The sequence below is a fragment of the Streptomyces sp. NPDC004561 genome, assembly GCF_053602155.1.
In genome coordinates this window covers 39,271-49,235 of sequence record NZ_JBSGDB010000007.1, presented here as the reverse complement: position 1 = coordinate 49,235, position 9,965 = coordinate 39,271, and the positions used below count along the sequence as shown (strand labels likewise).

The window sequence follows — 9,965 nt, the reverse complement described above, 5'->3', positions numbered from 1 at the left end:
GGTGGTGCAGACATGTTCTGCCCACCCGTCTCAGTGGAATGCGTGGAGGGCAGACCGCCAGTACCTGTATCTCCGATACCGGCATGGCGAGGGCTCCCGCGGCCCGTCCCACCTCCGCCACGGACGCCGTCGGGGACACACACCTGGCCGTCTACGCCCTCGGCGGAGGGGACTTCGTGCTCGGCGTCGCCGGTCCGGAGCGGGAACCCGGCGGCCACACCATCGCCTCGGTCGCCGCCGTGCTGCTGTCGCTGCTCACCGGGGAGCACCAGAGCGGGGCCGGTGCGGCGCGGTCGTCCGCGCTGGTGCGGCTGCTGCTCGGCACCCCGCCGGAGGCGGTCGCCCCGCTGCTCGGGGACGGGGAGTGGGTGGTGGTGCACGCCCGGCCGGAGACGCAGGCGCCGGACGCCCTCGCCGCCTCCGCGCTGGGGGCGGCCGTCGGGTCGCCGCTGATCGATCTCGGCCGGGACGTCGTCCGCGTGCTGGTGCCCGCCGAGCGGGAACCGGTCGCGGTGCCCGGCTGGACCCTCGGGATCAGCGCGCCCGCCGGACCGGGTGAGTGGCCGGCCGCCGACCTGCAGGCGGCCCGCGCCCTGGCCCGGGCCCGCGCGACCCGCGCCCCGCTGGCCCGGCACCGAGCCGGGCCGGGAGGAGGGGAGTTGGTGCCGCCGGCCGAGGCCCGGGCGCACGCCCGCGCGCTGCTCGCACCGCTCGCGGACCAGCCGGCGCTCACCGAGACGCTGCGCGGCTGGCTGTCGCTGCACGGCAGTTGGGACCGTACGGCGGTGGCGCTGGGCGTCCACCGCAACACCGTGCGCCAGCGCATCGCCCGCTGCGCGTCCCTGCTGGACACCGATCTGGACGATCCGGACGTACGGATGGAGCTGTGGTTCGCGCTGCGGCACGGCTGACGGCGGCCGTGCGTGACCCCCGTCCCAGCGTGCGGTATGCCGGGGACGCCCGCGGCGGGCTGCCCCACAATGGGGGGCATGCCGATATCCGGGACACCCAGCCGCGCCCAGCTCGTCGACCACCTGGTGAGGACCCGTATCGCGGGGGACGTCGCCACGCCTCGCGAGAACAACCTCTCCCACTACCGCAAGCTGGCCAACGGCGAGCGCAACTTCTGGCTCGGCCTGGAGCTCGGCGACCGCTGGACGGACGAGCAGGACGTGCTCGCGGTGATGGCCGAGCGGGTGGGTGTCAACGACGACCCCGAGTACCGGTACGGACAGGACACCATCGACCCGGAACTGACGGTGGACGCGCTGGACCGGCTGGCGGCGCGGCTGCGCAAGGCGGCCGGGGGGCGGCAGCGGGTGCTGTTCGCCACCGGCCACCCGGGCGGCCTGCTGGACGTGCACCGGGCCACGGCCGCCGCGCTGCGCGCCGCCGGCTGCGAGATCGTGGTCGTCCCGGACGGTCTGCAGACGGAGGAGGGCTACGTCATGCAGTTCGCGGACGTGGCCGTCCTGGAGCACGGGGCGACGCTGTGGCACACCCACTCCGGGGAGCCGATGCGGGCCGTGCTGACGGGACTTGAGCGCGCGGGACGCCCGCTGCCGGACCTGGTGGTCGCCGATCACGGCTGGGCGGGGTACGCGGGACAGCACGGCCTGGACTCGGTCGGGTACGCCGACTGCAACGACCCGGCGCTGTTCCTCGCCGAGGCCGAGGGCACCCTCCAGGTCGCCGTTCCGCTCGACGACCACGTCGTCAGCCCGCGCTTCTACGACCCCCTGACGGCGTATCTGCTGGCCGCCGCCGGCCTGGAATGACGGGATGTGCGGCCCCGCGGGCGGGGTCGCACACCGTGTTCAGATGCGATTCGGCTCAGCGGCCTCCACCGCCTCCACCGCCGTGGTCGCCTCCACCGCCGTGGTCGCCTCCACCGCCGTGGTCGCCGCCGCCACCGTGGTCGCCGCCGCCACCGTGGTCGCCACCGCCACCGTGGTCGCCACCGCCGTGGTCACCGTGGTCTCCACCGCCGTGATCACCGTGATCGCCGTGGTCGCCGCGATCGCCGCGGCCGCCGTGGTCCCCGCGGCCGCCGTGGTCCCCGCGGCCGCCGTGGTCCCCGCGGCCGCCGTGGTCGCCGTGGTCGCCGCGGCCGCCGCAGTCGTCATTCCACCCGCCGCCGCAGTCCCTGCTGTACGAACCGTGGTCGTTGTGGTGGTCGTACGTCCCCGCCGAGGCGGTTCCCGCGGCACCGAGGGCGGCTCCACCGGCCAGCAGCGCACCGGCTGCGGACATGGCAAAGATGCGCCTCGTGCGTTGTGCTCGCATAGGAGATACCTTCCGTTCCATCGTCTCTCGCGGTCCCGGAGCGGGAGAGCGCGAGGTGGATGGCCGCCGCCGCACAGAAGGAAGGGTGCGGCACGGTCTTCGGATGTCACCGCAGGATCGTGTGCGACACATCGGTTCGGTCGACGCCTGCAGCCCGCCCGGACGCTGTCGCGCCATCAGGTGCCGCGGCTGAGGTCAGCGGTGTCCACGGACCTCGTCGGCCGCACATGCCATGCACTTGCGGCTTCACTCAGTGAGCCTAGTCCCGGTTCCCATACTTGGCACCTCAGGAAACCATTTCCCGCTCACCGCGGAACGCGGACCACGCCCTCCTGGATGACCGTGATCGCGAGCTGCCCGTCCTGCGTGTAGATACGGGCCTGGCCGAGGCCGCGGCCGCCGTGCGCGGACGGCGACTCCTGGTCGTACAGCAGCCATTCGTCGGCCCGGAACGGGCGGTGGAACCACATCGCGTGGTCGAGCGACGCCCCGACGACATCGCCGACGGCCCAGCCGCCGCGGCCGTGCGCGAGCAGCACGGAGTCGAGGAGGGTCATGTCGGAGACGTAGGTGGCGAGGACGACGTGCTGCAGCGGGTCGTCGTCGAGCTTGCCGTTGGTGCGGAACCACACCTGGCTGTGCGGCTCGCGCGGCTCGCCGAACTTCCCGTACGGCGGCTCGTCCACGTACCTGAGGTCGATCGCCTCGCGGGCCTCCAGGAACTTCTCGACGACCTCGGACGGGAGGTGGCCGTAGCCGCGCAGCCGCTCCTGGGAGGTGGGCAGGCCCGCCGGATCGGGCGCGGCCGGCATCGGCGTCTGGTGGTCGAGCCCCTCCTCCCACGTCTGGAAGGACGCCGAGAGGTGGAAGATCGGCTTGCCGTGCTGGACGGCGACCACCCGGCGGGTGGTGAAGGACCGGCCGTCGCGGATGCGGTCGACGGTGTAGACGATCGGCGCGCCCGGGTCCCCGGGGCGCAGGAAGTACGCGTGCAGGGAGTGCGCGGGCCGGTCCGCCGGGACCGTCCGCCCGGCGGCGACCAGCGCCTGCGCCGCCACCTGCCCGCCGAAGACACGGGGGACGACGGCGGAGCGGGACCGGCCGCGGAAGATGTTCTCCTCGATCTGCTCGAGGTCGAGCAGATCGAGGAGATCCTGAAGTGCCTGGCTCATGACGTGTAGTTGTACCGGCCAGTGATTGCGGGCACCTTACAGACCCATGTCCTTGGCGATGATCGTCTTCATGATCTCGCTGGTGCCGCCGTAGATGCGGTTGACACGGTTGTCCGCGTACAGGCGGGCGATCGGGTACTCGTTCATGTACCCGTAGCCGCCGTGCAGCTGGAGGCAGCGGTCGATCACCCGGTGGGCGACCTCGGTGCAGAACAGCTTGGCGGACGCGGCCTCGGCGGGCGTCAGCTCGCCGGCGTCCAGGGCCTCCGTGGCGCGGTCGGCGACGGCCTCGGCCGCGTCCACCTCGGCCTGGCAGGCGGCCAGCTCGAACTTGGTGTTCTGGAAGTGGGCGACCGGCTTACCGAAGACGGTGCGCTCCTGGACGTACTGCTTGGCGAACCGGACGGCGGCCTTGGCCTGCGCGTAGGCGCCGAAGGCGATGCCCCAGCGCTCGGAGGCCAGGTTGTGGCCGAGGTAGTAGAAGCCCTTGTTCTCCTCGCCGAGCAGGTCCTCGACGGGCACCTTGACGTCGACGAAGGCCAGCTCGGCGGTGTCGGAGGTCTTCAGGCCGAGCTTGTCGAGCTTGCGGCCGACGGAGTAGCCCTCGGACTTGGTGTCGACGGCGAAGAGGGAGATGCCGTGGCGGCGGTCCTCGGCGGTCGGCGCGGCGGTACGGGCGCACACGATCACGCGGTCGGCGTGGACGCCACCGGTGATGAAGGTCTTGGCGCCGTTGAGGACGTAGTGCGTGCCGTCCTCGGAGAGCTTGGCGGTGGACTTCATGCCCGCGAGGTCGGAACCGGTGCCCGGCTCCGTCATCGCGATGGCCCACATCTCCTCGCCGGTGACGAACTTGGGCAGGTAGCGCTTCTTCTGCTCGTCGTCGGCGAGCATCTTGATGTACGGCAGGGCGAGCAGCACGTGCACGCCGGAGCCGCCGAACTGGACGCCCGCGCGGGCGGTCTCCTCGTAGAGGACGGCCTCGAACTTGTGGCTGTCCATGCCCGCGCCGCCGAACTCCTCGGGGACGTTGATGCCGAAGATGCCCAGCTCGCCGAGCTTGTAGTAGAAGTCGCGCGGCGCCTGGCCGGCGGCGAACCACTCGTCGTACACGGGCACGACCTCGGCCTCGATGAAGGCGCGAAGGGTCTCCCGGAACGCCTCGTGATCCTCGTTGAACACCGTACGGCGCACGCCGCCCACCTCCAGCTACCTGTCTAAGCGCTTGCTCAGACTCCAAGGTACTGGCGAGTACGTTCCGGCGTCCAGGGTGACCTTGGCCACGCGCCCCGGTGCCGCGCCGCGGGGCCTCAGTCCTCTCCCGCCGCCCCGAAGGCCCCCCGGGCCATCCGGTGCAGCAGCGCCGCCATGGCCCCCCGCCCGGGGAGGGTGCCCGCCCGGCCCAGGTGGGGCGTGGAGTTCAGCAGGCCGAAGACCGAGTGGACGGCGGACCGGGCCGTCGGCTCGGACAGCCCCGGGTACACCTCGCGGACCACCTCCACCCACAGCTCGACGTACTGCCGCTGGAGCTGGCGGACCAGCTTGCGGTCGCTGTCGCGCAGGCGGTCCAGCTCGCGGTCGTGCAGGGTGATCAGAGGCCGGTCGTCCAGGGCGAAGTCGATGTGGCCCTCGATGAGGGAGTCGAGGATCCGGGTCGCGGGCACTCCGTCGGCCTCCGCCAGGCGGCGCTTGGCGCCCGTCAGCAGCTGGCCGCTGATGCCGACCAGCAGCTCGGCGAGCATCGCGTCCTTGCCCGGGAAGTGGCGGTACAGACCGGGGCCGCTGATGCCGACGGCGGCGCCTATCTCGTCCACACCCACACCGTGGAAGCCGCGCTCGGCGAACAGCCGGGCGGCCTCCTTCAGGATCTGCTCACGACGGGTGGGAGCGTCGGTTCTGGTGACCATGCAGGCAATTCTAGACAGCGAGGTTAGCGGTCGTTAACCTGAAGGAAATGGTTAACGCTCATTAACTGGTTCGATCACCGTGTGAGGGGACCGCAGGATGCAGGAGGCACCGGAGCTCCGGAGCGCGGCAGATCCCGCGTCGGAGGCCTGGCGGGCCAATGAACAAGCCCACAACGCGCTCGTCGAGGAGCTGCGCGGCAAGCTGGCCGCGGCGGCGCTCGGCGGCGGCGAGAGGGCTCGGGCCCGGCACACCGCGCGGGGCAAGCTGCTGCCGAGGGACAGGGTCGACACGCTGCTCGACCCGGGCTCCCCCTTTCTGGAGCTGGCCCCGCTCGCGGCCGACGGGATGTACGACGGACAGGCCCCGGCCGCGGGGGTGATCGCCGGCATCGGGCGGGTCAGCGGGCGCGAGTGCGTGATCGTCGCCAACGACGCCACGGTCAAGGGCGGCACCTACTACCCGATGACGGTGAAGAAGCACCTGCGCGCGCAGGAGGTGGCCCTCGACAACCGGCTGCCCTGCGTCTACCTGGTCGACTCCGGCGGCGCCTTCCTGCCGATGCAGGACGAGGTGTTCCCGGACCGCGAGCACTTCGGGCGGATCTTCTACAACCAGGCCCGGATGTCCGGCGCCGGTATCCCGCAGATCGCGGCCGTCCTCGGATCGTGCACGGCGGGCGGTGCGTACGTCCCCGCCATGAGCGACGAGGCGGTGATCGTCCGCAACCAGGGGACCATCTTCCTCGGCGGCCCGCCACTGGTGAAGGCGGCGACCGGTGAGGTCGTGACGGCGGAGGAACTGGGCGGCGGCGAGGTCCACTCGCGCGTGTCCGGTGTCACCGACCACCTCGCCGAGGACGACGCGCACGCCCTGCGGATCGTCCGGAACATCGTCGCCACGCTCCCGGCCCGGCAGCCCCTCCCCTGGGAGGTCCAGCCGGCCGTCGAGCCCAAGGCCGACCCGTTCGGCCTGTACGGCGCCGTCCCGGTCGACTCCCGCACCCCCTACGACGTCCGCGAGATCATCGCGCGCGTCGTCGACGGCTCGCAGTTCGCCGAGTTCAAGAGCGAGTTCGGGCAGACCCTGGTCACCGGCTTCGCCCGGATCCACGGCCACCCGGTCGGGATCGTCGCCAACAACGGCATCCTCTTCTCCGAGTCCGCCCAGAAGGGCGCGCACTTCATCGAGCTGTGCGACCAGCGCGGGATCCCGCTGGTGTTCCTGCAGAACATCTCGGGCTTCATGGTCGGCAAGGACTACGAGGCCGGCGGTATCGCCAAGCACGGCGCCAAGATGGTGACGGCCGTCGCCTGCACCCGCGTGCCGAAGCTGACCGTCGTCGTCGGCGGTTCCTACGGCGCGGGCAACTACTCGATGTGCGGCCGGGCCTACTCCCCCCGCTTCCTGTGGATGTGGCCCAACGCCAAGATCTCCGTGATGGGCGGCGAGCAGGCGGCCAGCGTCCTCGCCACGGTCAAGCGGGACCAGCTGGAGGCCCGGGGCGAGGACTGGCCCGCCGAGGACGAGGACACCTTCAAGGCCCCGATCCGCGCCCAGTACGAGCGCCAGGGCAGCGCCTACTACGCCACCGCCCGCCTCTGGGACGACGGCGTGATCGACCCGCTCGACACCCGTCAGGTGCTCGGACTCGCCCTGACGGCCTGCGCCAACGCGCCACTGGGCGAGCCCCAGTTCGGCGTCTTCCGGATGTGAGGAGGGGAACCGTGTTCGACACAGTGCTGGTAGCCAACCGCGGCGAGATCGCCGTACGCGTCATCCGTACGCTCCGCTCGCTGGGCGTGCGCTCGGTGGCGGTCTTCTCCGACGCCGACGCCGACGCGCGGCACGTCCGGGAGGCCGACACGGCGGTCCGGATCGGGCCGGCGCCGGCCGCCGAGAGCTATCTGTCCGTGGAGCGGCTGCTGGAGGCCGCCGCCCGCACCGGCGCCCAGGCCGTCCACCCCGGGTACGGCTTCCTCGCGGAGAACGCGGGCTTCGCCCGTGCCTGCGAGGAGGCGGGCCTGGTCTTCATCGGCCCGCCGGCGGACGCCATCGCGCTGATGGGCGACAAGATCCGCGCCAAGGAGACCGTGCAGGCGGCCGGGGTCCCGGTCGTGCCCGGCTCCAGCGGCAGCGGGCTGACCGACGCGCAGCTCGCGGCGGCCGCCCGGGAGATCGGGACCCCGGTGCTGCTCAAGCCGTCCGCCGGTGGCGGCGGCAAGGGCATGCGGCTGGTGCGGGACGTGGCCGCGCTGGAGGAGGAGATCGCCGCCGCCCGCCGCGAGGCCCGTGCCTCCTTCGGCGACGACACCCTGCTGGTCGAGCGGTGGATCGACCGGCCCCGGCACATCGAGATCCAGGTGCTGGCCGACGGCCACGGGAACGTGGTCCACCTCGGCGAGCGCGAGTGCTCGCTCCAGCGGCGCCACCAGAAGATCATCGAGGAGGCGCCGAGCGTGCTCCTCGACGAGGCCACCCGCGCCTCGATGGGCGAGGCGGCCGTGCAGGCGGCGCGCAGCTGCGGGTACCGGGGCGCGGGCACGGTGGAGTTCATCGTGCCGGGCAGTGATCCCTCGTCGTACTACTTCATGGAGATGAACACCCGCCTCCAGGTGGAGCACCCCGTCACCGAGCTGGTCACCGGCCTGGACCTGGTGGAGTGGCAGCTGCGGGTGGCGGCCGGGGAGCGGCTGGGCTTCGCCCAGGAGGACGTGAAGCTGACCGGGCACGCGGTCGAGGCGCGGATCTGCGCCGAGGACCCCGCCCGCGGCTTCCTGCCCTCCGGCGGCACGGTCCTGCGGCTCCTCGAACCCCAGGGCGACGGCGTGCGCACCGACTCCGGGCTCAGCGAGGGCACCGAGGTGGGCAGCCTGTACGACCCGATGCTGTCCAAGGTGATCGCCTACGGCCCCGACCGGGAGACGGCGCTCAGGAAGCTCCGGGCGGCGCTCGCGCGGACGGTGACGCTCGGCGTGCAGACCAACGCGGGCTTCCTGCGCCGGCTGCTCGCGCACCCGGCGGTGATGGCGGGCGACCTGGACACCGGGCTCGTGGAGCGGGTGGTGGACGACCTGGTCATCACCGACGTGCCCGAGGAGGTGTACGAGGCGGCGGCGGCCGTACGCCTGGAGGCCCTGCGGCCCCCGGCTGAGGGCTGGACGGATCCCTTCTCGGTGCCGAGCGGCTGGCGCCTCGGCGGCACCCCGAAGCCGCCCGCCTTCCACCTCCGGGTGCAGGACCCGGTGTCGTACGCCCCCCGGGGCGCCCACACCGTCACCGGCGACCGGGTGAGCGTCGCCCTGGACGGCGTCCGGCACACCTTCCACCGCGCCGGTGACTGGATCGGCCGCGACGGCGACGCCTGGCAGGTACGGGACCACGACCCGGTGGCCGCGTCCCTCGGCCGCTCCGCGCATGCCGGCGCCGACTCGCTGACCGCGCCGATGCCCGGCACGGTGACAGTGGTGAAGGTGGCCGTCGGCGACGAGGTGGCCGCCGGGCAGAGCCTGCTGGTGGTGGAGGCGATGAAGATGGAGCACGTCATCTCCGCCCCACACGCCGGCACGGTCGCCGAGCTGGACGTGACCCCCGGCACCACGGTCGCCATGGACCAGGTGCTGGCCGTCATCGCGCCCAAGGAGGAGGCGGAGTGAGTCCCGACGCACTGCCCATGGTCGTACCGGCCCCGGACCTGCCCGCGCGGGTGCGGATCCACGAGGTCGGCGCGCGCGACGGGCTGCAGAACGAGAAGACGGCCGTGCCGACGGAGGTGAAGGCGGAGTTCATCCGCCGGCTGGCCGACGCGGGCCTGACCACCATCGAGGCGACGAGCTTCGTGCACCCCAAGTGGGTACCCCAGCTCGCCGACGCCGAGCAGCTGTTCCCGCTGGTGAGCGACCTGTCCGAGGTCGCGCTGCCCGTGCTGGTGCCTAATCAGCGGGGCCTGGACCGGGCGCTCGCGCTCGGCGCCGACCGGGTCGCCGTCTTCGCCAGCGCCACGGAGTCCTTCGCCAAGGCCAACCTCAACCGCACGCTGGACGAGTCGCTGGCCGTGTTCGAGCCGGTGGTACGGCACGCCAAGGACGAGGGGGTGCACGTGCGCGGCTATGTGTCGATGTGCTTCGGCGACCCCTGGGAGGGCGCGGTCCCCCTGCACCAGGTGGCCCGGGTCTGCACCGCCCTGCGGGACATGGGCTGCGACGAGCTGAGCCTCGGCGACACCATCGGCGTGGCCACCCCGGGCCATGTGCTCGAACTGCTCAGCCTGCTCAACGAGGAGGGCGTGCCGACCAACGTGATCGGTGTGCACTTCCACGACACCTACGGCCAGGCGCTTGCCAACACCCACGCGGCCCTGGAGCACGGCGTGACGACGATCGACGCGTCCGCCGGCGGGCTCGGCGGCTGCCCGTACGCCCGGTCCGCCACCGGCAACCTCGCCACCGAGGACCTCGTCTGGATGCTGCACGGCCTCGGCATCGAGACCGGGGTCGACCTCGGCCGTCTGACCGCCACCAGCGTGTGGATGGCCGAACAGCTGGGCCGCCCCAGCCCCTCCCGTACCGTCCGCGCCCTCTCCCACAAGGACCAGTGATCAGC

The 9,965-nt window shown here is 72.4% G+C and carries 9 protein-coding genes; 5 read left to right on the top strand and 4 right to left on the bottom strand.

Annotated elements, in window-relative coordinates; translation table 11 throughout:
* The coding region (locus ACWEN3_RS01995) for a helix-turn-helix domain-containing protein (RefSeq protein WP_452964423.1) at positions 1-911 on the top strand (911 nt) is incomplete at its 5' end.
* Between the two features lie 78 nt (positions 912-989).
* Positions 990-1,778, top strand: a complete 789-nt coding sequence (locus ACWEN3_RS01990; protein WP_452964420.1) for a phosphatase — start codon at positions 990-992, stop codon at positions 1,776-1,778.
* Positions 1,779-1,817: 39 nt separating this feature from the next.
* Here ACWEN3_RS01990 and ACWEN3_RS01985 read toward each other — a convergent pair whose 3' ends face one another.
* The 4 genes from ACWEN3_RS01985 to ACWEN3_RS01970 all read right to left on the bottom strand — a co-directional run bounded on the left by ACWEN3_RS01985 (position 1,818) and on the right by ACWEN3_RS01970 (position 5,365).
* Complete coding sequence (locus tag ACWEN3_RS01985; protein WP_452964419.1) at positions 1,818-2,126, bottom strand: hypothetical protein; 309 nt, start codon at positions 2,124-2,126, stop codon at positions 1,818-1,820.
* A 465-nt stretch (positions 2,127-2,591) separates the two neighbouring features.
* A complete protein-coding gene (locus ACWEN3_RS01980) occupies positions 2,592-3,458 on the bottom strand; it encodes an acyl-CoA thioesterase (RefSeq protein ID WP_452964416.1) in 867 nt (288 codons plus the stop codon).
* 36 nt (positions 3,459-3,494) lie between these two features.
* On the bottom strand, positions 3,495-4,652 hold the full coding sequence (locus ACWEN3_RS01975; RefSeq protein WP_452964414.1) for an acyl-CoA dehydrogenase family protein: 1,158 nt from the start codon (positions 4,650-4,652) through the stop codon (positions 3,495-3,497).
* Between the two features lie 116 nt (positions 4,653-4,768).
* On the bottom strand, positions 4,769-5,365 hold the full coding sequence (locus ACWEN3_RS01970) for an SACE_7040 family transcriptional regulator (RefSeq protein WP_452964411.1): 597 nt from the start codon (positions 5,363-5,365) through the stop codon (positions 4,769-4,771).
* Between the two features lie 97 nt (positions 5,366-5,462).
* On the opposite strand from ACWEN3_RS01970, the gene ACWEN3_RS01965 reads away from it, so the two are divergent.
* From ACWEN3_RS01965 to ACWEN3_RS01955, 3 genes are read left to right on the top strand one after another with little or no spacing between them, the layout of a single operon-like run.
* On the top strand, positions 5,463-7,079 hold the full coding sequence (locus ACWEN3_RS01965; RefSeq protein WP_452964408.1) for a carboxyl transferase domain-containing protein: 1,617 nt from the start codon (positions 5,463-5,465) through the stop codon (positions 7,077-7,079).
* A gap of 11 nt (positions 7,080-7,090) precedes the next feature.
* Positions 7,091-9,019: an acetyl/propionyl/methylcrotonyl-CoA carboxylase subunit alpha gene (locus tag ACWEN3_RS01960; RefSeq protein ID WP_452964405.1), complete on the top strand. Its 1,929-nt coding sequence runs from the start codon at positions 7,091-7,093 to the stop codon at positions 9,017-9,019.
* A gap of 17 nt (positions 9,020-9,036) precedes the next feature.
* Positions 9,037-9,960 carry a hydroxymethylglutaryl-CoA lyase gene (locus tag ACWEN3_RS01955; RefSeq protein WP_452964425.1) on the top strand — a complete coding sequence of 308 codons (924 nt, stop codon included), beginning with the start codon at positions 9,037-9,039 and terminating at the stop codon, positions 9,958-9,960.
* The last annotated feature ends 5 nt before the right edge of the window (positions 9,961-9,965 follow it).